29 protein-coding genes and 1 riboswitch are annotated in these 26,186 nt (G+C 64.6%); of the genes, 22 read left to right on the top strand and 7 right to left on the bottom strand.

Going from position 1 to position 26,186, the window contains the following annotated elements:
* Positions 1-93: 93 nt before the first annotated feature.
* Together MHM97_RS00425 and tsaA are read right to left on the bottom strand one after the other, a co-directional pair.
* Positions 94-1,332 carry an aromatic ring-hydroxylating oxygenase subunit alpha gene (locus MHM97_RS00425; protein WP_239318500.1) on the bottom strand — a complete coding sequence of 413 codons (1,239 nt, stop codon included), beginning with the start codon at positions 1,330-1,332 and terminating at the stop codon, positions 94-96.
* 352 nt (positions 1,333-1,684) lie between these two features.
* On the bottom strand, positions 1,685-2,185 hold the full coding sequence (gene tsaA, locus MHM97_RS00420; protein WP_239318499.1) for a tRNA (N6-threonylcarbamoyladenosine(37)-N6)-methyltransferase TrmO: 501 nt from the start codon (positions 2,183-2,185) through the stop codon (positions 1,685-1,687).
* Positions 2,186-2,335: 150 nt separating this feature from the next.
* On the opposite strand from tsaA, the gene MHM97_RS00415 reads away from it, so the two are divergent.
* The 14 genes from MHM97_RS00415 (at position 2,336) to MHM97_RS00350 (ending at position 15,660) form a co-directional block, all read left to right on the top strand.
* Positions 2,336-3,043: an ABC transporter permease gene (locus tag MHM97_RS00415; protein ID WP_239318498.1), complete on the top strand. Its 708-nt coding sequence runs from the start codon at positions 2,336-2,338 to the stop codon at positions 3,041-3,043.
* Entirely contained in the window at positions 3,036-3,797 is a 762-nt protein-coding gene (locus MHM97_RS00410) for an ATP-binding cassette domain-containing protein (RefSeq protein ID WP_239318496.1), read from the top strand. Before MHM97_RS00415 ends, MHM97_RS00410 begins: the two co-directional genes overlap by 8 nt.
* Before the next feature lie 24 nt (positions 3,798-3,821).
* Positions 3,822-4,643: a substrate-binding domain-containing protein gene (locus tag MHM97_RS00405; protein WP_239318494.1), complete on the top strand. Its 822-nt coding sequence runs from the start codon at positions 3,822-3,824 to the stop codon at positions 4,641-4,643.
* 48 nt (positions 4,644-4,691) lie between these two features.
* Complete coding sequence (locus MHM97_RS00400) at positions 4,692-5,579, top strand: helix-turn-helix transcriptional regulator (protein ID WP_239318493.1); 888 nt, start codon at positions 4,692-4,694, stop codon at positions 5,577-5,579.
* A gap of 190 nt (positions 5,580-5,769) precedes the next feature.
* On the top strand, positions 5,770-7,869 hold the full coding sequence (locus MHM97_RS00395) for a TonB-dependent siderophore receptor (RefSeq protein WP_239318492.1): 2,100 nt from the start codon (positions 5,770-5,772) through the stop codon (positions 7,867-7,869).
* 72 nt (positions 7,870-7,941) lie between these two features.
* Positions 7,942-8,946, top strand: a complete 1,005-nt coding sequence (locus MHM97_RS00390; RefSeq protein ID WP_239318491.1) for an ABC transporter substrate-binding protein — start codon at positions 7,942-7,944, stop codon at positions 8,944-8,946.
* Complete coding sequence (locus MHM97_RS00385) at positions 8,936-9,964, top strand: FecCD family ABC transporter permease (RefSeq protein ID WP_239318490.1); 1,029 nt, start codon at positions 8,936-8,938, stop codon at positions 9,962-9,964. The genes MHM97_RS00390 and MHM97_RS00385 overlap by 11 nt, the downstream gene beginning before the upstream one ends.
* A complete protein-coding gene (locus tag MHM97_RS00380) occupies positions 9,961-10,995 on the top strand; it encodes a FecCD family ABC transporter permease (protein WP_239318489.1) in 1,035 nt (344 codons plus the stop codon). The genes MHM97_RS00385 and MHM97_RS00380 overlap by 4 nt, the downstream gene beginning before the upstream one ends.
* A gap of 3 nt (positions 10,996-10,998) precedes the next feature.
* The gene (locus MHM97_RS00375) at positions 10,999-11,781 is read left to right on the top strand and encodes an ABC transporter ATP-binding protein (protein WP_239318488.1); all 783 of its coding nucleotides are present in this window, start codon (positions 10,999-11,001) and stop codon (positions 11,779-11,781) included.
* A gap of 11 nt (positions 11,782-11,792) precedes the next feature.
* Positions 11,793-12,863 carry a siderophore-interacting protein gene (locus tag MHM97_RS00370; protein ID WP_239318486.1) on the top strand — a complete coding sequence of 357 codons (1,071 nt, stop codon included), beginning with the start codon at positions 11,793-11,795 and terminating at the stop codon, positions 12,861-12,863.
* Positions 12,864-13,039: 176 nt separating this feature from the next.
* Positions 13,040-14,041 (top strand): MotA/TolQ/ExbB proton channel family protein, encoded by a 1,002-nt coding sequence (locus tag MHM97_RS00365; RefSeq protein ID WP_239318485.1) that lies wholly within the window; start codon positions 13,040-13,042, stop codon positions 14,039-14,041.
* 6 nt (positions 14,042-14,047) lie between these two features.
* Positions 14,048-14,425, top strand: coding sequence for an ExbD/TolR family protein (locus MHM97_RS00360; protein WP_239318484.1), 378 nt, complete (start codon positions 14,048-14,050; stop codon positions 14,423-14,425).
* Positions 14,426-14,431: 6 nt separating this feature from the next.
* Complete coding sequence (locus MHM97_RS00355; RefSeq protein WP_239318483.1) at positions 14,432-14,815, top strand: ExbD/TolR family protein; 384 nt, start codon at positions 14,432-14,434, stop codon at positions 14,813-14,815.
* Complete coding sequence (locus MHM97_RS00350) at positions 14,812-15,660, top strand: energy transducer TonB (protein ID WP_239318482.1); 849 nt, start codon at positions 14,812-14,814, stop codon at positions 15,658-15,660. Before MHM97_RS00355 ends, MHM97_RS00350 begins: the two co-directional genes overlap by 4 nt.
* 52 nt (positions 15,661-15,712) lie before the next feature.
* Here MHM97_RS00350 and MHM97_RS00345 read toward each other — a convergent pair whose 3' ends face one another.
* From MHM97_RS00345 to MHM97_RS00335, 3 genes are read right to left on the bottom strand one after another with little or no spacing between them, the layout of a single operon-like run.
* Entirely contained in the window at positions 15,713-16,711 is a 999-nt protein-coding gene (locus tag MHM97_RS00345) for a FecCD family ABC transporter permease (protein ID WP_239319187.1), read from the bottom strand.
* Positions 16,712-16,768: 57 nt separating this feature from the next.
* Entirely contained in the window at positions 16,769-17,704 is a 936-nt protein-coding gene (locus MHM97_RS00340) for an ABC transporter substrate-binding protein (RefSeq protein ID WP_239318481.1), read from the bottom strand.
* Positions 17,701-18,504, bottom strand: coding sequence for an ABC transporter ATP-binding protein (locus MHM97_RS00335; RefSeq protein ID WP_239318479.1), 804 nt, complete (start codon positions 18,502-18,504; stop codon positions 17,701-17,703). Before MHM97_RS00335 ends, MHM97_RS00340 begins: the two co-directional genes overlap by 4 nt.
* Positions 18,505-18,684: 180 nt before the next feature.
* Positions 18,685-18,899, bottom strand: a riboswitch (cobalamin riboswitch).
* A 177-nt stretch (positions 18,900-19,076) separates the two neighbouring features.
* On the opposite strand from MHM97_RS00335, the gene MHM97_RS00330 reads away from it, so the two are divergent.
* Together MHM97_RS00330 and MHM97_RS00325 are read left to right on the top strand one after the other, a co-directional pair.
* Complete coding sequence (locus MHM97_RS00330; protein ID WP_239318478.1) at positions 19,077-19,238, top strand: DUF1328 domain-containing protein; 162 nt, start codon at positions 19,077-19,079, stop codon at positions 19,236-19,238.
* Between the two features lie 51 nt (positions 19,239-19,289).
* Entirely contained in the window at positions 19,290-19,787 is a 498-nt protein-coding gene (locus MHM97_RS00325; protein ID WP_239318477.1) for a Dps family protein, read from the top strand.
* Between the two features lie 172 nt (positions 19,788-19,959).
* On the opposite strand, the gene MHM97_RS00320 is transcribed toward MHM97_RS00325, so the two are convergent.
* A complete protein-coding gene (locus MHM97_RS00320) occupies positions 19,960-20,781 on the bottom strand; it encodes a response regulator (protein WP_305037462.1) in 822 nt (273 codons plus the stop codon).
* Positions 20,782-20,894: 113 nt separating this feature from the next.
* On the opposite strand from MHM97_RS00320, the gene MHM97_RS00315 reads away from it, so the two are divergent.
* The 4 genes from MHM97_RS00315 (at position 20,895) to MHM97_RS00300 (ending at position 24,590) form a co-directional block, all read left to right on the top strand.
* Positions 20,895-21,089, top strand: a complete 195-nt coding sequence (locus tag MHM97_RS00315) for a NepR family anti-sigma factor (protein WP_239318476.1) — start codon at positions 20,895-20,897, stop codon at positions 21,087-21,089.
* Positions 21,089-21,646, top strand: coding sequence for an RNA polymerase sigma factor (locus MHM97_RS00310; RefSeq protein WP_239318474.1), 558 nt, complete (start codon positions 21,089-21,091; stop codon positions 21,644-21,646). The genes MHM97_RS00315 and MHM97_RS00310 overlap by 1 nt, the downstream gene beginning before the upstream one ends.
* A gap of 5 nt (positions 21,647-21,651) precedes the next feature.
* Positions 21,652-23,505 carry a sensor histidine kinase gene (locus MHM97_RS00305; RefSeq protein WP_239318472.1) on the top strand — a complete coding sequence of 618 codons (1,854 nt, stop codon included), beginning with the start codon at positions 21,652-21,654 and terminating at the stop codon, positions 23,503-23,505.
* 248 nt (positions 23,506-23,753) lie between these two features.
* On the top strand, positions 23,754-24,590 hold the full coding sequence (locus tag MHM97_RS00300; RefSeq protein ID WP_239318471.1) for a PRC-barrel domain-containing protein: 837 nt from the start codon (positions 23,754-23,756) through the stop codon (positions 24,588-24,590).
* A gap of 130 nt (positions 24,591-24,720) precedes the next feature.
* On the opposite strand, the gene MHM97_RS00295 is transcribed toward MHM97_RS00300, so the two are convergent.
* Positions 24,721-25,308 (bottom strand): exopolysaccharide biosynthesis protein, encoded by a 588-nt coding sequence (locus tag MHM97_RS00295; protein WP_239318470.1) that lies wholly within the window; start codon positions 25,306-25,308, stop codon positions 24,721-24,723.
* Between the two features lie 211 nt (positions 25,309-25,519).
* Here MHM97_RS00295 and MHM97_RS00290 point away from each other — a divergent pair, with 211 nt between their 5' ends.
* Positions 25,520-26,014 (top strand): hypothetical protein, encoded by a 495-nt coding sequence (locus MHM97_RS00290; RefSeq protein ID WP_239318469.1) that lies wholly within the window; start codon positions 25,520-25,522, stop codon positions 26,012-26,014.
* Between the two features lie 12 nt (positions 26,015-26,026).
* Positions 26,027-26,155, top strand: a complete 129-nt coding sequence (locus MHM97_RS00285) for an entericidin (protein WP_239318468.1) — start codon at positions 26,027-26,029, stop codon at positions 26,153-26,155.
* Positions 26,156-26,186: the final 31 nt, after the last annotated feature.

Below are 26,186 nucleotides of genomic sequence, written 5' to 3'. Positions count from 1 at the left end.
CTCATCGATCAGCCCCCGGCGCCCCCCAACAAAAAAGAGGGGCCCGCCCTCAAAGGCAGGCCCCCGCACACCAGCGTCCCCGAAGGTTAAAGCCTATTCCGCAGCGATCAGGATGCGGCCCGTCAGCCCGCGCATCAGGTGGTCGGCGTACCAGTCGGTGAATTGGATCACGCCGCCCTCGTGGGTCTTTGAATAGGGGCCGGGGCGGTAGGCGGGTGTGTTGATACCCCGCTGATTGTCCTCGACCACCTGCCGGTCCTCGTCATTGGTATGCACCCAGACCTCTGTCAGCCGTCGCAGGTCGTAATCCTGCCCTTCGACCGCATCCTTGTGCACCAGCCATTTGGTTGTCACCTCGGTCTCGGTCGGGCTGATCGGAGTCACCCGGAACACGATGCTGTGGTCCGACAGGTAGTGGTTCCAGGTCGTGGGGTAGTGAAACTGCAGCAGCGACCCGGCGTCCTTGAACGGGAGGGTCGAATTTGGCCGGCTCACCGCGACCTTGCCGTCCATTGTGTAGCTTTCCGCCGTTCCCAGCAGTGCAGTGCGCACAAACCGCCACTCCCCGGCCTCGGAAATCTTGAACGCGGAGGGCGCCCCCACCGCTTCGCAGCGGGCCACGTGCTTGTCCTGCAGGGCCGGATCCTCACCATCGAGGTCGTTGCCGATGGCATTGGGGTCTTCGGGAAAGGTGCGGCACAACGCGGGGTGATTGCCCGCACAGTGATAGCATTCGCGATTGTTCTCCCAGACCAGCTTCCAGTTGCCTTTCTCGATGATCGTGCTTTCAAAGGCGACTTTGGAATTCTCGATGTCATGCGGCGCGAGGTAGCGGTCCATCTCGGCGGCAAAGACGGAAATGTCGGGGGCGTCATCCGCCAGGCAGATATAGATCAACCCCTTGATATTGCGGCAGTGCACCGGCCGCAGCCCGTGTTCGGACGCGTCGAAATCCGCCCCCATGTCCCGCGCCCACAAGAGCGCGCCGTTCAGCTCGTAGGTCCATTGGTGATAGGGGCACACCAGCTTGGGCGCGCTGCCCTTCTTGGCCTTGCACACAACCGAGCCCCGGTGGCGGCAGGCGTTGTGGAAGGCGCGCACTTCGCCATCGGCACCGCGCACGATGATGACATCATAGGCACCGACCTGATGGGTCACGAAATTGCCCGTCTTCGGAATTTCACAGGCGGGAATGGCAAACAGCCACTCGCGGTAGAAAATCTGGCGCAGATCAAGATCCAGCACTCCCGGATCGGTATAGAAGGCCTGTTCCAGGGAGTAGTTTTTCTGGCGGGCTGCCAGTTTGACCAGGATGTCGCTGTCGTGAAGCATGAGCTTCTCTCCTTTGCCGCACCCGCGCAGCGGATTGGCGTGAAGGCGAGGCGCGCGACCGCGGCGGCAGCGGCCTGCCTGCGATCACAGTCCCCCGCCTGCGGTTGACGTTTTCACGGCAAGGCCGGAACGGCGCGCGTAACGCCGCTGTGGCGACGGGACGGGTTCCGGGCTGTCGCCAGCGCCCCGGTCCACCGCCTTGGCACACGCGGCCTTGCTCTGATCGCAATAATCCGCGGCCGGGGTGGCGCGCGGAGAGGATTCCGACGCGGAGGCAACAAAAACAGACCTCTTGCCGATTGCCCTGCGATCAGGCTGGGTCTGGTGGATGCAGCGGCGTTTGCCGGTCTGGCTAGGAGTGCCCTGTTGGCGGCTCCTCTGCGCCCGGTTTTGCAAGCGCCCTTGGCGAATAGGCGCAGCGGTCGGGCTTGATATCCAGCAGCGGCGTGCCGTCCAGACAATCAAGGCCGCGTACAACCACCTCGCAGCCGTCGATCCGTACCAGCTGGACAAGCGCTGTGCCGATCGGATTCGGACGCACCGGAGACCGCAGGGAGAACGTGCCCGTGGTCACCCCGTCCAACCGTGGGGATTGTGTCACCAGATCCCGGCGGCTCTGATCGAGCCAATAGAGCACCTCGATGCGCGCATAGGCCTCCAGCCCCGCCAGCGCAGGCGCCCAGACCGGATCGAGGCAGAGACGGCACTCGGGCCCCTCCACGCTGCCCTGACGCGGGCACTGGCTGCGATCCCGCCACGGCGTGCGAACCCGGCCGATGAATCGCAACTGCGCGTCATCGGGAGGCGTCAGCTGCACCACGATCTCGTTTGGCCGGATATCGGGAGGGGTCATTTTGTCCGCCTTTCGTAAATTATGCAGTCTTTTGCAATCCAAATTGTCCCAAATGTCGCCTCAAAGGCCCCGGATGCCGATGGCAGGCTTGCATATGCGTGAAATCCGCCCCTAGGCTCGACACCGAAAGAAACGCAAAGGCCGGAAATTTTGCAAGGTATCGGAGAAGCGGTCTCGCTGGCGATCCAGCTGGTGATAACAGGAAACGCCGATCTGTTCGAGATCGTCGCCCTGTCCCTGCGCGTCAGCCTCAGCGCCACCTTCTTTGCCTGCCTCATCGGTCTGCCTCTCGGGGCCCTGGTGGCGATCAGCCGCTTTCCCGGGCGTGGCGCCGTGCTGGTGCTGATGAACGCGCTGATGGGGTTGCCGCCGGTGGTGGTCGGGCTCTTGGTTTATCTGCACCTCTCCCGCTCCGGTCCGCTTGGGTTTCTGGGCCTTCTGTACACGCCCAGCGCCATGATCATTGCCCAGACCATCCTGATTGCGCCGATCGTGGCGGCGCTGTCGCGGCAGGTTCTGGAAGATCTGCATGGCGAATACGCCGAGCAGTTCCGCTCGCTGTGCCTGACCCGGGGGCAGACGGTGTCGGCGCTGCTTTGGGATGCGCGGTATTCGCTGCTGACGGTGAGCCTTGCAGGGTTCGGACGCGCGGTGGCCGAGGTTGGTGCGGTGATCATCGTCGGAGGCAACATCGACCACCTGACCCGGGTGATGACCACGGCGATCGCCCTTGAAACCTCCAAAGGCGATCTGGCGCTGGCCCTGGCCCTTGGCCTCGTGCTGCTGGTGATTGCCCTTGGCGTCAACGCCGCCGTGCAAAGCCTGCGCATGAGCGCCCGGAGACACGCCTATGTCTAGTATCGACACCGCCGCCCTGCTCCGCCCCCAGGCGTTGCCCGAAGCGCGCTATGCAAATCTGCTGCCGCTGCGGGTGCGCGGGCTGGAGCTGTCCTGCGGCGGCACCCCCATCCTGACCGGGCTGAATCTGGACCTGTCCCCACATGGATGCACCGCGATCATGGGACCAAACGGAGCCGGTAAAAGCCTGCTTCTGAAGGTGCTGCACGGGCTTCTGACCCCAACGGCGGGAGAGGTCTGCTGGGGCAGCCAGCCGCCCGCCGCGGTCACCGCGCGACAGGCGCTGGTGTTCCAGAAGCCGGTGCTGCTGCGCCGGTCCGTGGCGGCCAATATCGACTTTGTCCTGAAGGCCCGGGGCAAGCCGCGGCAGGCCCGTGATGCGCTTCTGGATCGGGTCGGCCTGCTGCACAAGGCCCGCGCGCCCGCCCGCCGCCTGTCCGGCGGCGAGGCGCAGCGGCTGGCGCTGGCCCGCGCCCTGGCAACCGACCCCGAGGTGCTGTTCCTTGACGAGGCCACGGCCAGCCTCGACCCCAGCTCGGTTCAGGTGATCGAAACAATCGTGCAGGACGCCTGCGCCCGGGGCATCCGGGTGATCTGCGTCACCCATGACAGCGGCCAGGCCCGCCGTATCGCGGATGACGTCGTGTTCCTGCACGGCGGGCGGGTGGCAGAGCACAGCCCGGCGGATCGCTTTTTCTCGGCGCCGCAGTCGCCTGCTGCGCGCGCCTACCTCGATGGACGTCTTGTCCTTTAATACCCCTCGATTGGAGATTTAAACATGAAGCTAAGCCACACATTTGGTGCGAGCCTCGCTGCGCTCACGATTGCCACCAGCGCTCTGGCCTCGGAGCAATCCATTATCGTGCAATCGACCACCTCGACCGCGAATTCGGGGCTCTACGATTATCTGCTGCCGCTGTTTCAGGACAAGACCGGCATCCAGGTCAACGTCGTTGCGGTCGGCACCGGACAGGCGATCCGGAATGCCCAGAACTGTGACGGTGACGTGCTGCTGGTCCACGCCAAACCCGCCGAGGAGAAATTCGTCGAGGCAGGCTTTGGCGTGACGCGTACCGACCTGATGTACAATGACTTTGTCGTCGTGGGGCCGACCGGCGACCCGGCGCAGGTCGCAGGCCTGACCGATGTGCAGGAGGCGCTCGGCAAGATTGCGCAAGCCGGTGCGCTCTTTGCCTCGCGCGGGGATGATTCCGGCACCCACAAGAAAGAGGTGGCGCTCTGGGCAGAGACCGGTGTCGATCCCACCGCGGCCTCGGGCGACTGGTATCGCGAGACCGGATCCGGCATGGGCGCGACCCTCAACGCGGGCATCGGCATGGGCGCCTATGTCATGACCGACCGGGCCACCTGGATCAGCTTTGCCAACAAGCAGGACTATGAAATCAAGGTTCAGGGCGACGAAGATCTGTTCAACCAATACGGCGTGATCCCCGTAGATCCGGGCAAATGCCCCTCGGTCCAGATCGAGGCGGCGCAGACCTTTGCCGATTGGCTGACCTCGCAAGAGGGCCAATCCGCCATCGCGGCCTATAAGGTCGACGATCAGCAACTGTTCTTCCCCAACGCACCGAAGAACTGATAGAGTCTGCGGGGCGCGCCATTCAGGGCCGCCCCATCAGACTGTGACATGACCGACTTCGATTTTCCCGACCACGCCTACCTGACCGTCCCGGAACTGGCGGACCTTCTGCGCCTGAAGGAACGCAAGATCTATGACCTCGCCGCTTCCGGTGAAGTGCCCTGTTCCCGCGCGACCGGCAAATTGCTGTTTCCGGCCGAGGAGATCCGCGCCTGGCTTGATCGGGCCAAATCCGGCGGCACCGCGCCGCCAGCAGAGCGCCCGCAGATCCTGCTGGGCAGCCATGATCCGCTCCTGGATTGGGCGGTGCGCCAGTCCCGCTCCGGCCTTGCCAGCTATTTCGACGGCTCGATGGACGGGCTGGAGCGCTTTGCCGGCGGTGATGGCATCGCCACCGGTCTGCATCTGCGCGACAGCAAGACCGGACAGTGGAACATCCCGGCCGTTCAGCGCAGCGTGGCCAGCCAGAACGCCACCCTCGTGCATTTTGCCAGCCGACAGCGCGGCCTCGTCTACCGGGACGGTGTCGGAGATCTGAGCAGCCTGCGCGACATTCAGAAGCTGCGCCTTGCGCCACGGCAACCCGGCTCCGGGACCGATCAGCTGTTTCGCGACCTGGCAGAACAGGCCGACCTCGACCCGAGCACAATCCCCACGGCGGACATCGCGCGGTCCGAAGACGAAGCGGTGGAGGCCGTGCGCCGGGGAGACGCGGATGTGACCTTTGGCCTCGAAGCGGTGGCGCAGAGCTACGGTCTGCGGTTCGCGCCTATCGTGCAGGAAGAATTTGCCCTTCTGGTGGATCGCAAGGCCTGGTTCGAACCGGCCTTCCAGAGCTTTCTCGCCTTCTGCCGCACAGATGCCTTTGCCCAGCGGGCGGACACCACGAAGGGCTATGACGTCAGCCGGTTTGGCATCGTGCTCTGGAACGCCTGAGACCATCCCGATCCGCAAAACGCCGTCCCTGTTCCCTGCCTGAAGATTGATCGGCAGCCGCTTTTGCGTGGCCCAGCGCACCGCCGTGCGCTCCCGGATACTTGACTCTTTTATAAGGTTTTAATAGCGGCAGTCCTACCGAGCATATCCGCCAGGCACAAAAAATAACAAAACCAGCGGAATCGGGACAATGCACCTGCGGACAACACCTGTATCCATCCTGGCCTTGATGGCGGCCCTGCCCGCCGCGGCTCAGGTGATCGAACTTCAACCCATCCACGTCACCGACGGCGACACCCAGGCCTTTTTCGGCGACAGCGTTGCCACGGAAACCGGCACCGTCGCCAAGACCGGTGACGCGATCATCGAAACGCCGCGCGCGGTTCATATCGTGACGGCACAACAGATCGCGGAACGGGGCGCCACCAACGTGGAGCAGGCGCTTCAGTATGCCTCGGGCATCACCGCCGGGCAGTGGGGGCTGGACAATCGCTCCGACTGGTCGCTGGTGCGGGGCTTTGCGCCCACCACCCTGCATGACGGCCTGAACGCGCGCTACGGCTATTACAATGACACCAAGCCCGAACCCTTCCTGCTGAACAGTGTCGAAGTCCTCAAGGGGCCGGTGTCCGGCCTCTATGGCAGCGGGTCGGTCGGCGGCGTGGTCAATACCACCTCGAAAACCGCCGCGCAGGACAGCGACAACCTCTGGCAGCTCTCTGTCGGTTCCAACCAGCGGGCGCAGATCGCCGGTGACGTCAGCGGCACGCTGAACCCATCCGGCACCCTGCGGTATCGCCTTGTCGGTCTGCTGCGCAATGCGGAGACCCCGGTCGATTTCTCCCAGGATGACTCGTTCGCCTTTGCCCCCTCGATCACCTGGCGCCCGAATGACGACACCGAACTGACCGTCCTGGCCAACTATCAGAAAACCGATGGCAGCCCGCTGATCCAGTTCGCCTCGCTCTATGGCACGCTGGAACCAGCAACCGGCTTTGGCAATGGCACGTTCTTTGATGACAGCCTGTTTGTCGGCGAGCCGGGGTTTGACACCTTCGAGAGCGAACAGCGCGGCATCACCGCCATGTTCCGGCACCGTTTCAACGATGTCTGGAGCATGAATGCAAACGCCCGCTATCTGGAAGGCGAGGCGCTCTATCAGCACGCCTGGTGGGCCTTCGACAATGTCACCACTGGCCGCTACAACCCCGACGGCACCGTCAACCGCACCTTCTATCGCGCCGAAAACGAGATGAAGACCGCGGCACTCGACGCCTATGCCACCGCCCGGTACACGCTGGGGCGCGTGAACATGCGCAGCATCATCGGCGCGAGCTATTCGCGCGGCTACTATGACAGCGATACCGGATACGGTGCCCAGGTCGCGCCCATCGATCCGTTCAACCCAACCTATGCGGGGTATCCCAACATCACCGTCACCGACAGCGACGGCACCGCGATCACGGAATGGGGGGTCTACCTGCAAAACCGGGCCGTCGTGGATGACCGTCTGTTCGTCGACTTCGGGCTGCGCTACGGCCACATCGAGACCGGCGCCAGCACCGGCAGCTTTGGCGCCACATCGGTGGCCGCAGACGACAGCGCCTGGACCGGCAACATCGCCATGCTCTACCGGTTCGACAACGGCATCGCGCCCTATATCAGCTATTCTGAAAGCTTCCGTCAGGACGAGGTCGGCACCGATGTCAACGGCACGCCGTTCGAGCCGACCGAGGGCACCCAGTATGAAATCGGTGTGAAATACCAGCCCGCCGGGAGTGATACCCTCTTTGTCGCGTCGGTGTTCGATCTGACCAAATCCAACATGACCGTCTCCGATCCGGCCAACCCCGGGTTCTCGATCCAAACCGGCGAGGCGACGTCGCGGGGGCTGGAGCTGGAGCTGTTCCACCGGCTTGGCGATGTCAGCTTTGATGCGGCCTATACCTATCTCGATACCGAGAACTCCAGCGGTGCGCAGATCGCGCAGGTGCCGGAGAACGCGGCCTCGCTCTGGGTCAACTACGAACCGACCGCCGGTCAGCTGCAAGGCTGGAAATTCGGCGCGGGCGTGCGCTACACCGGTGCGTCCTGGGGCGGCAGCGATACCTACGAAACCCCGTCCTACACGCTCTATGATGCGGCGGTCACCTATTCCCGCGACAACTGGCAGGTGGCATTGAACGTGCAGAACCTGCTGGACGAGAACTACGTGACCACCTGCCAGTCCGGCGCGTGCTACCTCGGCGAGGGCCGCAACGTCGCGCTGACGCTCACATCAAAGTTCTGATCCGAACCTTCCCCGGACCCTCCGCCAGGGTCCGGGGGCTTGCTTTACCCTCCCAGTACGGAAAGGCGTCTCATGCGCCAGATATTGCTCCTGGTTGCCCTCTGCACCGCCGCCCTGCTGCCGAAACAGGGCGCAGCGCAGAGCTTTCCGGTGGAGATCGACCATATCTACGGCAGCGCCCGGATCGAGGCACGGCCAGAGCGCGTGGTGTCGCTGAGCTTCATCGGGCATGATTTCCTCCTGTCGCTCGGCGTGGTGCCGGTGGCATTGCGCAAATGGTACGGCCCGCACGCCTTCGGCGTCTGGCCCTGGGCGCAAGAGGCGCTTGGCAGCGGCACGCCCGTGGTCATGCAGGGGGAAATCGACATCGAGGCCATCGCCGCCCTGGAGCCCGATCTGATCGTCGGTCAATGGTCCGGCATGACCCGTCGCGAGTATGCGCTGCTGTCGCAGATCGCCCCCACCGTCGCCCCGGCCCCCGGTGCCGGGGATTACAGCATATCCTGGCAGCAGATGCTGCTGCGCCTTGGTGAGGCCACCGGCCATGCGACAACGGCGCAGTCGATCATCGCCCGCCTCGATCAGCGGTTGGCGGACCTGCGCGCGGCCCATCCCGAGTGGCAGGGCGCGACCGGCATCATGGTCTGGGCCGGCACCACCGGCGCCTATACCGGCCATGACATCCGCGGCAAATTCCTCGGCGATCTCGGGTTTGTCATCCCGCCGGCGATCCAGCAGCGCAGCAGCCTCGACCTGGCCTACTTCAAGGTCCCGGACGAGGATCTCTCGCCCATCGACGCCGATGTTCTGATCTGGCTCGACAGCGGCGCATCGGTGGATCGGTTGAACCGCCTGCCGCTGCGCCGCTTCATGCGGGCCAATCTCGAAGGCCGCGAGATCTACTCGGACCTGATGCTTTCGGCGGCGCTGTCGCATTCCAGCCCGCTGAGCATTTCCTATGCGCTCGACCGGCTGGTTCCGCTGCTCGAACAGGCCATGGATGGCGATCCCGCCACCGAAGTCACCTCCTCGCGCACGGCGGGTATCCTGACCGGAGGGCCGGCAGATGACAGCTGAGACCACCCTGCCCCGCCTGTCCGGACGCCCCGCGCACCGGCTGATCTGGCTGGCGGTCGGCCTTGGCGCCCTGGGCCTGACGGCGCTGCTGGCGCTGCGGCTGGGGGTGCGCCCGCTGGGCTGGTCGGATCTGTGGCAGGCCCTCACCGCTTTTGATCCCGATCAGCCGGATCATATCGTGATCTGGCAGCTGCGCATGCCCCGGATGGTGGCCGCGCTGCTGTGCGGAGCCAGCCTTGGCGTTGCGGGCGCATTGATGCAGGCGCTGACCCGCAACCCGCTGGCCGATCCGGGGCTGCTCGGCGTCAATGCAGGGGCTGCGCTCGCCGTGGTGCTGAGCACCTTCGTGCTGCGCATCACCGACCCGGCGCAGTTTGTCTGGGCCGCACTGGCCGGGGCGGCGCTGGCCTCGGTGCTGGTGTTCCTGCTGGGCGGCAATGCACCGTCGCGCACCGGGCGCCTGATCCTTGCGGGGGCGGCCGTCAGCGCCCTGTTCTATGCCCTGACCCGCGGCGTGCTGCTGATCAGCCGCGCGTCACTGGAGGTCTACCGGGTCTGGATTCTGGGTGGGTTCGACAATGCCACCCTCGACATGGTCTCGGCGCTCCTGCCCTTCATCATCGTGGGGCTGCTGCTGGCCTTTGTCGCGGGCTTCAGCCTCAACGCGCTGCAACTGGGCGAGAGCACCGCGCAGGGGCTTGGCGTGCGTGTCGGCCTGTTGCAACTGCTGACCGGGAGCGCGATCGTCGTCCTGTGCGGCGCAACCGTGGCCATGGCCGGGCCGATCGCCTTTGTCGGGTTGATCGTGCCGCATCTGGCCCGTGCAACCGCCCCCGCCGACATGCGCTGGCTGTCGCTCTATAGCGCGGTCTATGGCGCGACACTGATGGGACTTGCGGATCTGATCGCGCGCGCACCGCTGTTCGGCGGCGTGATGCAGGCGGGCGTGATGTCCGCCATTCTCGGCGGTCCGGTGCTGATCTGGCTGGTCCGCAGCAGAGGAGCACGGAAGCTATGAGCTACACGTTTCGACTCCATCGTCTGTCCCTGCAGATCCACCGGCGCAACCTGCTGGTGGGGCTGGGGCTGACGCTGGCGGTTGTCACCTTTGCGCTGGCGGCCCTTCAGATCGGCAGCTTTCCGGTCGCTGCGCAGGATCTGTGGCCCGCCCTCCGGGGCGAGATCGGCGAGATCCCGACCATGATACTGCTCGACCATCGCCTGCCGCGCATCCTGGTTGCGATTGGCGCTGGGGCGGCCTTTGGCCTGTCCGGCGCGATCTTCCAATCGATGTTGCGCAACCCCATGGCCTCGCCCGATGTGATCGGGTTCAACGCGGGCGCCAGCTGCGGCGCGGTGCTGGCGATCCTGGTCTTCGGCACCGTGCGCTTTGTACTGCCCTGGGCGCTGGTCGGCGGCCTGCTGACGGCGGCCCTGGTGCTGATACTGGCCTGGGACGGGCGGCGGGGAACGGGGCTCGATCCCTATCGGCTGATCCTTGTCGGCATCGGCGCCAGCCTGACGCTGGGGGCCACAAGCGATCTGCTGCTGAGCATGACGGACGAACAGCGCGCCGCCGACATGGCGCAATGGCTGACCGGAACCCTGAATGCCCGCAGCCTCGGCAACGCGGCGCTGATCTGGGGCGGTCTGGCGCTGCTGATGCCTGCGCTCGCCTGGCTGCACTTCCCCCTCGCGCGGCTGACCATGGACGATGACATTGCCCAGGGATTTGGTCTGGGGCTGGCGCGCCATCGGCTGCTCCTGACCGCCACCGGCGTTCTGCTGGCCGCGCTGGCCGTCAGTGTTGCCGGTCCGCTGCCCTTTGTCGCCTTTGTCGCCGGTCCGGTGGCCCGTCGCCTGATCGGAACCGGCGCGCCCGCATTGATGGCGGCCGCCCTCGTCGGCGCGCTGGTCACCCTTGGCGCCGACATCGCCGCACGGATGGTGCCAATGGTGCAATTGCCCGCCGGGGTCTTTACCGCCGTGATCGGCGCCCCTGTCCTCATGTGGCTGCTTGTCGCCCAGTTTCGCAAAGGAGCCCTCTAGATCATGACCGCTGACTATCGCCTCGCGGCCCGGGACCTCAGCGTCCGTTTCCAGCGCACCACCGTGCTTGACCGCCTCTCGATCGGGCTGCCCGATGGGGTGGTGACCGCAATCGTCGGCCCCAATGCCTGCGGCAAATCCACCCTGTTGCGCAGCCTCGCGCGGTTGCAGAAAGCCAGCGCAGGACAGGTGATCCTCGACGGGCAGAGCATCGCCGCCCAGAACAGCCGCTCCGTGGCGCGCAGACTGGCGATCCTGTCCCAGTCTCCGGTGGCGCCGGAGGGTCTGACCATACGCGATCTGGTCCTGCGCGGGCGCACGCCGCATCAATCCGCCTGGCGCCAATTCTCCGTCGAGGATGCCGCAGCGGTTTCCGCCGCGCTCACGGCAACCGGGCTGGACGGGCTTGAGGATCGCGTGCTTGACACCTTGTCGGGCGGTCAGCGCCAGCGGGCCTGGATCGCCATGGCGCTGGCCCAGGACACGCAGCTGCTGTTGCTGGACGAGCCGACCACTTTCCTCGACCTGCCGCATCAGATCGAGCTGCTCGAACTGGTGCGCAACCTGAACCGGCAAACCGGGCGCACCGTGGCCATGGTGCTGCACGACATCAATCTCGCGGCGCGGTATTGCGATCACGTGATCGCGCTGCGCAATGGCGCGGTCCACAGCGAGGGCCCGGCGCGCGAGGTCGTCACCGAAGCCATGATGCAGGAGGTGTTCGACCTGCCCTGCACGATCATCGCCGACCCCAATCACGGCACTCCTCACGTCATCCCAACCTGAAAGGGTAGAACATGTCCCTGTTAGACCACTTTGACTTTCACGCCCAGACAGCCTTGCCCGGGCTGCCCTTTGACGCCCTGCACGCCGACATCCGCAACCGCGCCCGAGAGCACGACCTGCCGGTCGTTGTCGATACCGCGGAGGAGATCCAGATCGAAACCGTCTATGGCAACTACAGTTTTCAGCGGCAGGCCACGGAGACGATCGCGGTGATCGGCGCCTCCCGTGCCGACTGGCTCTTCACCCTGAAAGACAGCCTGAGCGATACGATCGCGCAGCTGGTGCCGGATGTTGCCGCCGCCATCCGCTGGTCCGATGCGCAGGAGCAAGCGGGCAAACTGCCGCCGAATTTCCAGTTCATCACCATTCGCGCGGTCACCCGCGTGCCCGGCCATTTCCTGCGTGTGGAGGCGGAGGCCGAAGACCTGTCGCATTTCACCACCGACGCAATACACTTTCGGCTGGCGCTGCCCGATCCCAATCTGGCGCATCCGGAATGGCCCTATCTGTCCGAAAGCGGTCAGACCATCTGGCCAAAGGGCGACGCCAGCCTGCATCGCCCGGTCTATACCGTGCGCGAGATGGACGCCGCCAGCGGGCGTCTGGTGTTCGACATCTTCGAGCACGAGGGCGGCCGTGCCACGGAATGGGCCCGCACTGTGACCCCGGGCACCCGGGTTGGCCTGACCGGCCCCGGCGGCGGCGGCATTCCAGAGGCCAAGGCGCTGCGGATCTATGCGGACGAAACCGGATTTCCCGCCGTGGCGCGGATCCTCGAAACCCTCGATACCGACGCCCGGGGGCAGGTCATTCTGGAGCTGACCGATCCGGTCTCCGGCGACTATCCCTTGCCCGAACACACCGGCCTGACGGTGGAGCGACGCGCGGCCGGGGGCGACGACCTGGGCGATCTGGCCATTGCCGGGCTTGCGGCGGCGCCGGACCACATGGTCTGGCTGGCTGCGGAGAAAACCGCCGCGCAAAAACTGCGCGCCCATTTCAAATCTGCCGGTCTCAATGCCAGGGATCACTATGTCTCGGCCTACTGGTCCCGGCCGGCGCCTGCCGAAGACCATGCTTAACTTGACAAAAACGCTATACTAAATTAGGCGCCAGTCGTGGGGGATGTAGGCCTCCGTTAGCCAATCACGTGCATTCGACATTGCGCCATGTAGCCAAGCCCAACCGCCAGTGACCTGCCCTTATCGGGGCAGAGCACGGGGCGGACCTGAGCCCAAAGCTGCGACACGGAGCCAATATGAAACACATTCTTCTTCTGACGACTTTTTTCCTGCTGCCTGCATTGGCTTCGGCACAATCAACCGCACCGGACGGCGCCGCCCCCGCCACGCCGGTTCCCGAGGTCGCCTCCGATCTCGTCGCGCCAACGGCACCTGCGGCTCCGACAGCGCCCGAAGCGCCGATTGCCGCGCCGTCGAACGGCTCTGAGGCGCCGGACCCGGCGTCCCTCGCGCCCACCCCGGCAGGATCCGCAGAGACCGGGAGCGCGTCGCCCGACATGTCCACGGCAGTGTCCGACCAAGGCGCCGATGCTGCGCCCGCGCCCGTCGCGGCGCCCGCCGCAGCACCGCTGACGCTGCAAGAAAAGGCGCTGTCGGCAGCGGTCGCGGCCCGAACATTCCTGCGCGATGGTGGCCCGTCGATCTGGGCGATTGCCGCCCTCTCCGTCATCACGCTGGCCTTGATCCTGTGGAAGATCTGGCGTCTGGCCCTGATCGGCGCCTGGTCCCGGGGCAAGGCGCGCCAGGCCATCGCCGCCTATCAGGCCGGCGACAGCGATCGGGCCATTGCGATCGTCGAAGGCCGGCGCGGGGTGCGGTCCAAGGTTATTTCGGCGGCCCTGAATGCCCTGAAAACGATGCCCGATGCCCATGCCCGCGAGGAAACCGCGCGCGTCGCCAAACGCGAACTGGCCTCGGCGCGCAGCGGGCTGGGCGCGCTGGAACTGATTTCCACCATCGCGCCGCTTCTGGGTCTGCTGGGCACGGTTCTGGGCATGATCGCGGCGTTCCAGGCCTTGCAGGCGGCGGGCTCCAAGGCCGATCCCTCGATGCTGGCCGGGGGGATCTGGGAAGCGCTGCTGACCACCGCAGCCGGCATGGCGGTGGCGATCCCCGCCTCTGCGGCGCTGACCTGGTTCGAGGCGGTCATCGACCGCATCCGCCGCGATGTGGAAGACGGTGCAACACGTCTGTTCGTCAGCGACAAACCGCAACAGCTGCGTCTGGCGGCGGAATAATCCGCGATGCTGCTGGATCCCCCTCCCCGCGCGCGGCGCAAGCCCAGCCTCACGCCGATGATCGACGTGGTGTTCCTGCTGCTGGTCTTCTTCATGCTGGCGTCCCGGTTTGGCATCGACGCCGCACTGTCGCTGCCGCTGGCGGCGGGCGGCGGGGACTACACCGGCCCGCCGCGCCTGATCGACATCGCGCCAGAGCAGGTCTTTGTGAACGGGCAGCCGGTCCCGCTTGCCGAGCTTGCGGCGGTGCTGGACCCGCTGGTCGAGACGCGCACGGACACGCTGATCCTGCGCGGGCGGGATGGGGCCAGCCTGCAACGGATCGTGACCCTGACCGAGACCCTGCGATCCGCCGGGTTCACCTCGGTCGTGCTGGTGGAGTGAGCGCCGATGGACCTGTCTGACGCCCCCCGCCGCCCGCGCGCGGAATCGATCGTGCCGATGATCAACGTGGTGTTCCTGCTGTTGATCTTCTTTCTGATGACCTCGCGTCTGGCCCAGCCCGACCCGTTTGAGGTCACCCCGCCGGAGGCGGATCTTGACGCGCCGCTGGAGGCGGAAGCCACGCTCTATGTCGACAAGACCGGCACGCTGTCGTTCGACGGCCAGACCGGCGACGCCGCGATGACGCGGCTGGCCGAGGTGTCCGCCAAAGACGCCATCCTGCAACTGCGGGCGGATGCAGAGCTGGAGGCGACGGTGGCCGCCGGGTTGCTCGGCGATCTGTCGGCGGCCGGCTTTGCCCGTGTGGAACTGGTGGTGAGCCCGAAATGAAACGCTGGATCGAAGGCTCTCTGTTTGCGGCGCTGGCCGTCGCCGTCCACGTTGCCCTGTTTGCAAGCGTTCCGGAGCAGGGCAGCCAGGCCGGCGGATCAGGCGGCGAATATGTCGTCTCCATCGCCGGAGCCGCGCCCACCGTGCGCGAGATGGTGGACCGCTGGGAGCAACCGCCGGACGCCCCGCCGGTCGAGCTGGAACCGCTCGATACGCCGGTTGCCGAGACATCCGCACCAACGCTGCCGCAGCTCGACAGCGCGCCCGCGCCACGCGCCGAGGTACGCCTCGCCATGACACCCCCGGAAGAGGCCGCGCAGCCGGAGATCGACACTACACCCGCACCGCCACCGCCGGAACCGGAGCCTGAACCGGAGCCAGAGCCCGAACCTGAGCCGGAACCGGAGCCGGAGCCGGAGCCGGAAGATGTGCCCGATACCGCGCAGCAAGCCCAGACCACCACCGCCGGGCGGGCCGAACAACGCGCCGCCGGATCAGGCGGCAGCGCGCAGGCGGGCACCACCCGCACGGCCCGCACCACGACCAGCACAAAGGGTCAACAGGCGAAGCTGCAACAGGTCTGGGGCGCCAAGATCCGCGCCCGCATCGAGCGGCGCAAACGCTATCCTTCCGGCGCGCGCGGTGATGGGGCTGTTGTGGTCGGGCTGACTGTCAGCCGGGGTGGGCAGTTGCTGAACTATCGCGTTGTGCGCTCGTCCGGCGTCGCGGCCTTCGATCAGGCCGCCTTGCGCGCCATTGCCAGCGCACGGCGGTTCCCCAAGGCCCCGAACGGGCTGCCGGGGGCGCAGTTCCCGTTTGCACTGAAGATCACCTTCAGCCGCTGAGCCTCGTCAACACGCCCCACGGGTCTGGCCGACGCGGCGCGGGCGTGCGCCGCTAGCCCTTGCGCCGCCCCAGCAGCCAGATGAAGAACAGCCCGCCAATCAGCCCGGTCACGACGCCGATCGGAATATCCTCGGGCGCCAGGACCGTGCGTGCCAGAATATCCGCCCAGAGCAGGAAGACGCCGCCAAACAGGGCGCTTGCCGGCAGCACAAGCCGGTAGTCCCCGCCGCAGATCAGCCGCACGATATGCGGCACCATGAGGCCGACAAAGCCGATGATGCCGGAAAACGCCACCATCACCCCGGTGATGAGCGCGCCGATGACAAAGGTCATCAGCCGGAACCGCGCCACGGCGATGCCCAGTGTGGCGGCGGTTTCATCGCCCACCGTCATCGCGTTGAAATCCGCCCGCCGCCACCAGAGCCAGGTGCCGCAGCCCAGCAGGATCAGCAACGGATAGATCAGATGCGACCACTGCGCGATGCCAAGCCCCCCGAGCATCCAGAACACGACGGTGTGAGAGGCCCGCGGATCGCCCAGAAAGATGAGCACATTGGCCCCGGCCATCACGATGAAGGACACCGCCACCCCCGCCAGCACCAGCCGATCCGCCGTCGTCGATTGGGTCAGGCGCGTGACGCCAAGCACCACCGCCGTTGTCGCCAGAGCGCCGGCAAAGGCCAGCAGGGGAACCGTCAACAGGCCAAGGAACAACCCGGTGTGCAGCAAGGCGAGGATCGCGCCGAAGGCCCCGCCAGAGGAAATCCCCAGCAAATGCGGATCTGCCAGCGGATTGCGGGTCACCGATTGCAGGCTGGCCCCGACCAGCGCCAGCCCGGCGCCGACCATGATCGCCAGCAGCGCACGCGGAAAGCGGATATCCCAGACGATCGCGGCCCGCCCCTTGGACCAAACCGGCTCTACAAGGCCGGGCCAGATCTTGTCGACCAGCACCCCCCAGACGGTGCCGGTCGACACCGGCACCGCCCCGAGGCTGATGGCAAAGGACAGCGACACCAGAAGCGCAGCAAGACCGCCAACAAGCAGCATCGGTGCAGTGCGCGTGCGCCGCAGCGGGCCAATATGCGCTTCGCTGTCCTGCATCGGTTATTCGCCCCAGAACCCGGCGGCGAGTTTTTTCACGGCCTTGATATTGCGCGGTCCGGGGGTCGCTTCGACATACTCCAGCACGACGAACCTGTCGTTCTTGACCGCATCCATCTCGGCAAAGGCCGGGTTCTGCATCATGAAGTCCCGTTTCTGCGCGGCGGTGACGTCGCCGTAGTTCACGATCACCACGATCTCCGGGTTGCGGTCCACCACCTCTTCCCAGGTCACGGTGGCCCAGCTCTTTTCGAAATCATCCATGATGTTCTTGCCGCCGGCGGCCTCGATCAGGGCGGTGGGCATGGCATAGCGCCCCGCCGTGAAAGGCGTATCCTCGCCGCTGTCGTAGACAAACACCCGCGGGGGTTCGCCATCCGCTTCCAGCTCCGCGGTAAAGGCGGCGAGATCGGCGCGATAGCCGGCGACCAGGGTCTCGGCCTTGTCCTCCACATCAAAGATCCGGCCGAGGTTCAGCAGGTCATTGTACATGTCATCCATGCTGACCTTGGGCTTGTCGCCGATGTGGATGCAGCTTTCGGTGAGTTCGTAGACCTTGATGCCAAAGGGCGCGAGGGTCTCGGGGGTCACCTCGCCACCGACTTTCATGCCATAGTTCCATCCGGCAAAGAAGAAATCCGCATCGGCGCCGACCAGCACCTCCTTGGAGGGATAGCGGGCAGAGAGCTCCGGCAGCGCTGCAACGCCATCGCGCATTTCCGCGTCCAGGGTTTTCCAGCCCGATACGCCGGTGTAGCCGACCATATGATCGGACAGCCCCAGCGCCAGCATCATTTCGGTCAGGTTGACGTCATTGGAGATCGCGGCTTGCGGGACGCTGTCAAAGGTCACGTCGCGATCACAGCTCTGAACCGTGGTTTCAGCCCAGGCGGAGGTGCCTGCCAGTGCCAGCGCGACGGGAAAGAGGATATTTTTCATGAGGTGTGTTCCTGCGAAATATTGGACAAGTGAAAGGTCAGGTGATCCCGGCCCGCACGGGCCAGGTGGTCGCGGCGGGCCTGCACGCCAAAGGCCTGGGAGACGCGCGTTTCGGACAGCACCACGCCGGGTGTGCCAAAACCCATGACGCGGCCGTCGGACATCAAGAGCATGTCATCACAGACCTCGGCGGCGAGATTGAGATCGTGCAGCGAGGTCACGATGGTCAGATCGAGGTTCCGGATCAGCGCCAGCAGTTCGAGTTGATGGCGCACATCCATGTGGTTTGTCGGTTCATCGAGGATCAGCACCTGCGGTTCCTGCGCCAGGGCGCGGGCCACCATGACCCTCTGCCGTTCGCCCCCGGACAGGGTGGCAAGCGTGCGGTGGGAAAAACCGGTCAGGTCGAGCCTGCGCAGCGCGGAGTCAATGATCGCCGCATCCCGCTGACCCGATGTGGCCAGACCGTCGCGATGGGGCAGACGTCCCAGCGCCACGATGTCCTTCACCGTCAGGCCGAAATCGGTCGGTTGCTCTTGCAGCACCGCCGCCACCCTGCGCGCGGCCTGCCGCGGCGGCATGGCCCACAGGTCGGCCCCATCGACGAGCACCTGTCCGCTGCGCGGCGACTGATAGCGATAGAGGAGCCGCAGCAGGCTGGACTTGCCGGCGCCATTGGCGCCGACCACCCCAAGCACGCGCCCGGCGGGCAGGTGGAAACTGGTTTCATGCAGGATCAGGGGGCCACGGCGTCGCGGCGCCCAGGTCAGGCCACGCGCCTCCAGGGTCGCAGCCATCACCGCCCCCTCCGGGCAAGCGCGGCACGCGGCGCGTCACCGGCTCTGCACATGTCTCGATCACACAGCGCCATCCGCGGCTCCGCTCTTGCGTGCGGGGGATAGGCAGAACACAGGTCGGCGTCGCTCCCGGGTCGGGAGGTCAGACAGCTACCACCGTTCACCGGGACACCCCGCCCAGGTTACACATCGGGTCAGATGGCAGGTCTCCTGACTTGCGGTTCGTCATTCCCCTGCACCTTCCCGGATGGACATCCAGTGGTATCAGGCAGGGTCATTCGCCGCTCACAGTTGCGGGGGCAGTCACGGGTTTGGCGCCTTTTGGCTACACCTCACCGTATTCCCTTTTCATCCCCGCGCATCTGAGGCGACGGAGAACCATCTGGCCCAGACATGGGCCAAACAGAGTGAATATGTCAACTGTTTTGCAACCGGCGACAGGCCCGACAGCACGCGGTCCCGGTCCGGGCCACGGCGCCACGATGCGTTTCTCCGGGAACAATTCGCGCCGCGCGCCGTTGTGTCTGCGAGGCCCGCACAGGGTGGGCACTGTAACACGGCAAAGGAGGCACCCCATGCTTGGTTGGGCCCTGACATTCCTGGTGATCGCACTGATCGCGGCCGTCTTTGGCTTTGGCGGTATCGCCAGCGCCTCGGCCGGGATCGCGCAGATCCTCTTTTTCATCTTCCTGGTGATGTTCGTCGCCGCGTTGATCTTTCGGGCAGTTCGCCGCTGACCCGAAGGCACGCATCGGATCGACCGACACTCCACGCAGAAAGGACATGACATGAGCACCGCATTGAACGTCAAACCGCAAATCGCACCTGTCGAGACCGGCGTCCGGGACACCACCGCCATCGCCGAAGGGCTGAGCGATGTGCTGGCGGATACCTACCGCCTGACGCTGAAAACCCACATCTACCACTGGAACGTCGAGGGACCGCTGTTCTTCTCGCTGCACAATCTGACCGAAGAGCAGTATCAGAACATGTTTGCCGCGGCAGATGAGCTGGCAGAGCGCATCCGCGCCATCGGCCACCTGACCTCCGGCAAGATCACCGGCGTCTTGTCCGACAGCATTGTCGACGACCTCGGCCAGATGCCGAGCGCCGGGGAGATGTGCAAAGATCTTGAAAAGGACCATATGCGTTTGGCCCACCGCCTGCACGCGCTGATCGAGTTGGCCGAACAGCGCAAGGACATGGTGACGGGCGACCTGGCCACCGAACGCGCGGCCTTCCACGAAAAAGCGGCTTGGATGCTGCGTGCTTTGTCTGCCTCGTAGGCACGCATGCATTCCGCAGGGGGCCCTTCACCCAGTCGGGTGTGGGGCCCCTTTAGTTTGCGCATGCGCCGTTTTGGCCGCCGCGCCGCTGCTGCACCGACACACCCGCGCGAACACAAACGGCCCGGACAGTGCCGGGCCGTCGAAATCGCCAAGGTGAGGCTGCCGTGGATCAGCTGGTCAGCGTATCGGTCGAGGCAAAGAACATGGCCTGGCTGATCGCGGAAATGACCTGGTCGGGAACATAGGGTTTGGCGATCATGAACGCCGGTTCATGCCGCTCACCCGTCAGCAGACGCTCGGGGAAGGCCGTGATGAAAATCACCGGCACGTCACCCAGATCTTCGAGCAGGTCCGCAACCGCATCGATGCCGCTGGAGTTATCGGCAAGCTGAATATCCGCCAGGATCAGATCGGGCCGTTGCTCATGCCCCAGTTTCACCGCCGCCTTGTGGGTGCGGGCAATCCCGGTGACCTCGTGACCCATCATCGTACAGATCCCTTCAAGATCCATCGCGATGATCGCCTCATCCTCGATAATCATGATCTTGCCCGAGACGGATTGCTGCATTTCATCATGCGCCAGCTGGATCAGGCGGCCGGCCTCTTCGCTGTCGATGTCCATGATTTCCGCGATTTCGCTGATGGAGAAGGCCTCCACCGTATTCAGAAGCAGCGCTTCGCGGGTGTTCGGGGTCAGCGCCGAAAGATGTTGCAGCGCCCGGGCCCGGGGACCGTCATCCGTGTCCGGCACCGGCTGTCCGGAACTGCTCCAGAGCGTGTGGAAAACCTTGAAAAGTGCCACTTTTCCGCCATGTGCCTGGGCATCAAAGCAGCTTGGATCCGCCAGGATCGCCTCCAGCGTGGAGGCCGCATAGGTATCACCGGATTGCTGCGCCCCGGTGAGCGCTCTGGCGTAACGCCGCAGGTACGGCAGGTGGGGTCCGATCAGGTCCGACAGAGTCAGGGCTTGTCCAGTGGTGGGGGTCGACAATTTTTTTCTCCTGTCACCAATATTTCTCGGAACAAACGCATGCTTTGGGCGTTTGTTCCATGGAAATGAAAATTTTATCGCGCCTGAAGGTATAGGTGTTGCGGGAGAGACGAATGGCAAACAGGCCTCAGAAACAGCCATGGGACACTCTGATCGACGAGAACCTGAAGCGGGTTTTCGACGAGGATGCGAATGCGGAATTGCCGCCGCATCTGATGGAGCTACTTGATCGTCTGGACAAGATCCCCGTCGCGGATGCGTCGGGCACCACCGGCGCGACCTCCCAGTCGCAGGAGGAGGCCGAATAATGGACCGACAGAATGCCAAGGCTGAACTGACCAGCCATATGAAGGTGCTTCGCGCCTTCGCCATGAGCCTTACGCGCAATGATGCGGCAGCAGATGATCTGGTGCAGGATACGGTGCTGAAAGCCTGGAGCAACTTCGACAAGTTCCAGGAAGGCACCAACATGCGGGCCTGGCTCTTTACCATTCTGCGCAACACCTTTTACTCCAACCGCCGCAAGGCCGCCCGCGAGGTCGAGGATTCCACCGGCACCATCACCGAAAGCATCTCGGTCAAACCGGCCCATGATGGCCGGCTGCAACTGGCCGAATTCCGCGTCGCCCTGGCGGAACTGCCGGCCGAGCAGCGCGAGGTGCTGACCCTGATCGGCGTTCTGCAATATTCCTATGAGGAGGCGGCCGAGGTCTGTGGCGTCAAGGTCGGCACGATCAAGAGCCGGCTGAACCGGGGACGCGAAGCCCTGGCCTCCAGCATGCAGATCAATATCGACGATCAGATGGAACTGACGGACGCCGCCACCCATGCCGTGGTCGCCGCAAGTGGTGGAACCGCCGCGTGAACCGAATGAACTTTCCCTCCCTGGCCCTGTTTCGGGGCCAGGGTCAGGACGCCTCCGCTGACGTTTCGGATGACGGGACACATGTCTCGCCGGGCGCATCGCGCCCCTTTGGCTGGACGCGAAGCCTGTCCGTCCGGCTGGCCATACTGCTGTCCGGGGCGCTTGTGCCGCTGGGGCTGATCGCGGTCGATCAGACCGTCCGCCTGCAGGCTGAAGTCCGCGAATCCAACAATCTCAGCCTGCAAGCCCTGACCGCCGAATTCGCCCAGGAAGAGCGCGAGATCATCAAATCCGCCTTTTCAGCGGCAGAGACCCTGGCGCTGAGCGTGCCGGATCTGACCGCGGACCGGGCCCGTTGCAAATCGCTGATGACCCGTTTCATCGACGCCACCGCAGAGCGCTACAGCTTCGCGGGGTTTCTGCCGACGGACGGGGTCATGGAGTGCGCCTCCGCCGATCTGACGATCGACTATTCCGACAATCCCAGGTTCTCCGACTGGATGCTCACCGCAAAGCGTGACGTCCGCGTGAATTCCTTCGGCCCCGTTTCCGGCACTGCCGTTCTCATCATTTCCGAGCCGGTCTTTAATGAACAGGGCAGGTTCATCGGCAACCAGATCATCCACGTCCCCCATGACAAGATCGATCAGGGGTTTCAGGTCAAACTGGGGGATCGCCCCATCGATATCGTGACCATCAGCGTGGATGGCGACATCCTCAGCGCGTCCGGCGCTCGCGAAACCGCACGCGAACGCCTGCCCGCCGGGATTCCGCTCAAGGAGCTGATCAAACTCAACCCACGGCGCATTGAAACCGAAAACGCCGCCGGCGAGACCCGGCTGTTCTCGATCGTTCCGGTGCTGAGCAACGGGTTCTATGTCGTCGGCAGCTGGGACCCGGATGGGCGCCACGCTGCGGCGGACAGCGGCCCGTTCAGGCAGCTTGTGCTGACCCCTGCCCTGTTTCCGATCCTGATGTGGCTGGTCAGTCTGGTGCTGATCTACATCACGCTGGATCGCCAGGTGGTGCGCTACCTGCGCCTGATCACCACCCAGATGCAGCAGTTCGCCCGATCCCGCACCCTGCCCAAAACGCCGCCCCGGTCTTTCATGCCGCATGAAATGGAGGTCATCGAAAACGAGTTCATGCAGGTGGCCGAGAAACTGCTGCATGACGAGGCCGATCTGTTTGATGCGATGCATGACAAGGATGTGCTGCTCAAGGAGCTTCATCATCGGGTGAAGAACAATCTGCAACTGATCTCGTCGATCATTTCCATGCAGATCCGGCGCACGCGAAATGCCACCACCGCTGACGCGCTGCAGACCGTCAACCGGCGGGTGACCAGCATGGCAACCGTGCACCAGACCCTGTACCAGGCGTCAGAACTGGGGCGGGTTCAGGCAAACGACCTGCTGCGGGACGTGATCCGCCCGCTGACAGAGCTCGCGCCCACCACCGCCCCGGTGCCGCATATCGAGATTTCCCTGGAGCCGGTCGTGCTCTATCCCGATCAGGCCGTGCCCCTGGCCTTGCTCACCGTCGAAGCCGCCACCAACGCCCTGAAATACCTTGGCGTCGACAGTGCCGGCAAACGCTGGGTGTCGTTCAAGCTGAACGTGGAGGACGACACCCGGGTGACCCTGACGATCGCCAATTCCACGGCTCAGGACCCCAGCTTCGATGAAGAGGGCACCGGGCTTGGCAGCCAGTTGATCCGCGGCTTTGCCCGCCAGCTGGAATGCAGCCCGACCGTCCAGGAGGAGGCCGACAGCTATGCCATCAGCCTGACCTTCGACGCGATGCAGTTCGAGCCCGATGCCCCGGCGCCTGCCGGGGTGGATGCCGAGGACAGCTGATCCGCCTCCGGCACCGCTCCCCTGCGGGCGGTGCCGGAATTTATGTACGGCCCGGGGATCGCCCTGCCCTGTTGGCCTCGTCGGTCCGGAACCGTGCCGGGCGTCGCGGTCCGGCCCCCCCGCGCTCTCCGCCCCCCCTTGCACCCTTCGAAAAAACACCTCCTGCACCGGAACACCTGTGGCCGTGCGACGTTGTCTCACCGAAGCTCACCCGCGCATGCGAGTGAAACGGAATAGGAGACAACACCATGAAAAATCTTTTGATTTCCACGTCCCTCATCCTGACCATGGGGCTGCCCGTGGCAGCCGCCGAGACCAGTGACATGTTCCGCAGCGAGGCGGGACCGGCCGAGTTCCATGCCTCCTCCTTTGTGGGCAAGCGGATCTATCAAACCGAGAACGACGCCCTCAAGGACGTCATGGATGGCGTCCAGGATGGCTGGAGCGACATCGGCGAGGTCAATGACGTGATCCTGAGCCGGGACGGCAAGGCCGAGGCGGTGCTGGTCGACATTGGCGGTTTTCTCGGCATTGGCGAAAACCAGATCGCCGTCGACATGGACGCGCTGAAATTCGTGCGCGACGGCAATTCCGAGGCGGGCGCTGATGGCTATTTCCTGGTGCTGAACGCACCGACCGAAGCGTTGGAAACCGCGCCGTCCTATAAAATGTCCGGCACCATCAACGCCCATTCTGAACTGTCTGCAGAAGGCGCCATCCAGACCGAAACCGATGCGGACACCGCCTCGGATCAGGTGGTCGATCAGGTCACCGGCCTGTTCGAGGACAGCGGTGACACACCGCCCGCCGTCGCCTCGGACGAGCTGACAGCGGATGAGCTGACCGGCGCCAGTGCCTTTGACGCCAATGACGAGATGATCGGCGAAGTGGCCGACATCGTCATGGACAACTCCGGTGATGTGGATGCGGTGATCGTCGACGTCGGTGGCTTTCTCGGGATCGGCGCCAAGCCGGTCGAGCTGCAGCTTGGCGATGTGAATATCGAGGAACGGGACGGTCATCTGCGCATCTATACCATGATGACGAAGCAGCAGATGGAAGAGATGCCCAGCTATCAGGGCTAACCTCTCCCGCCCGCAGAACAAAAGGCCGGCCCCCTCGGGCCGGCCTTTTTGCTGTCAGGTTTGGTGTCAGGTTTGGTGTCAGGTTTGATGTCGGGGCGGCGATGGCGTCGCGCCGCCCGCATCCACGTGCCTACGTAAGCTGGAATGCCACCCCGCCGAGACCCAGCGCCAGCAGCGTGACCGTCACCAATGCGATCAGACCGTCACCGGTGAGCATGGACACCGCCAAAAGTGCCACAACCGCCCCCAGGATCGAAGACGTAAACGGCAGCAGTTCCAGAAAGGGCATCATCAGGCCGCACAACAGGCAGATCACCTGTATCACCCGCAGGAAGGGAGGTGTCAGCAGGGATTGGAACCGTTTCTTGAACTTGCGGTCCATCCAGGCCGCGACACGGCGCAAACCACGCGTTGCTTTCTGTGTGGCCTTGGCCGACAGCGCCCTGCGCGACAGGAAGTCCGGCAACCAGAGATGCTTGCGCCCCATCAACATCTGACCGGAAATCAGGGCAATGGTGATGCCGCAGGCGGAGGAAAACAGGGGAATGCCGCTGAGGGGTGACACCAGCGCCAGCGACGGCGCAACCAGGACCGCAGCAATCGACTTGACGCCCAACTCGTCCATGAGTTCGGCCACTTCAAGATAATCCTTGCGCCCTTCGAGCAGCGCATCCGTTTTATCCAGCACATCTTCGACGGGGTGGGAGGTCTCTGTCATGGGGTCCATTTTCTCGAATAGGTCTCGTTCCTAATCGAAACGCCGTGCGGCCTGCATTGTTCCCGCCCGGCGTGGCCAAGGAGACAAGGCCCGCCCGGCCCGGAACAGGGAACAGCGAATTTTTCTCGTGAAATCAGGAACATTCGACACTCTCCCGTGTTGTAAGGTCAGATCCCCACCGGGAATGACATGAGTTCGAAAGGAGACCGAGATGACCCATCTGATCCGCACCACCGCCCTTGTCGCCACCATGGCAACTGCCGCCGGTGCCTCCACCATGGTGCAGGACATCGACGTCGATGCCGATGCCAGCGCCCTGAAGAACAGCGGTGCCGTGGCCGTCTGGAGCGAGCTGGAGACCGATCTTGAAACCGCCCTGGCGGCGCAGCTGGTCCATCAGCTTGCGGAAGAGGGTCAAACGGCTGAAGACGCCGCCGAGATCGACATCGAGATCGACACCGTGGCGCTGGCCTCGAGCCTGCAGGCGGAAATGGGCATCGCCGATTCCGTTCTCGAAGGGGACGTCTCTGTTGACCTGCCGGGGAGCCAGTACGACCAGCGCTACACCCTGACCGTGAGTGCCGAGCAGGCGAATGTCTACTACCCCGAGGGCACCGATGTGACCACGCTCAACGTGGGCAGCGAGGTCTTCTACACCGCGATGGTGGATGCCTTTGCCACCCATGTTGCCGAGAAACTGAAATAACGGAGCCTCACCATGCGTATGATCTATCTGTCACTGGTGGCCGTGCTGGGCCTGACCGCCTGCGAGGCCACCGAGGGACTGGGCCGCGATGTGTCCAACCTTGGCAATGAAATCGAACAAGAGGCGCAGGAGGCGCAATAACCTCTCTGTGCACAGCCCCGGCGTCAGTCGC

It is taken from the genome of Epibacterium sp. Ofav1-8 (genome assembly GCF_022348185.1).
Lineage (GTDB): Bacteria > Pseudomonadota > Alphaproteobacteria > Rhodobacterales > Rhodobacteraceae > Epibacterium.
This window is presented reverse-complemented; position numbering and strand designations above follow the sequence as displayed.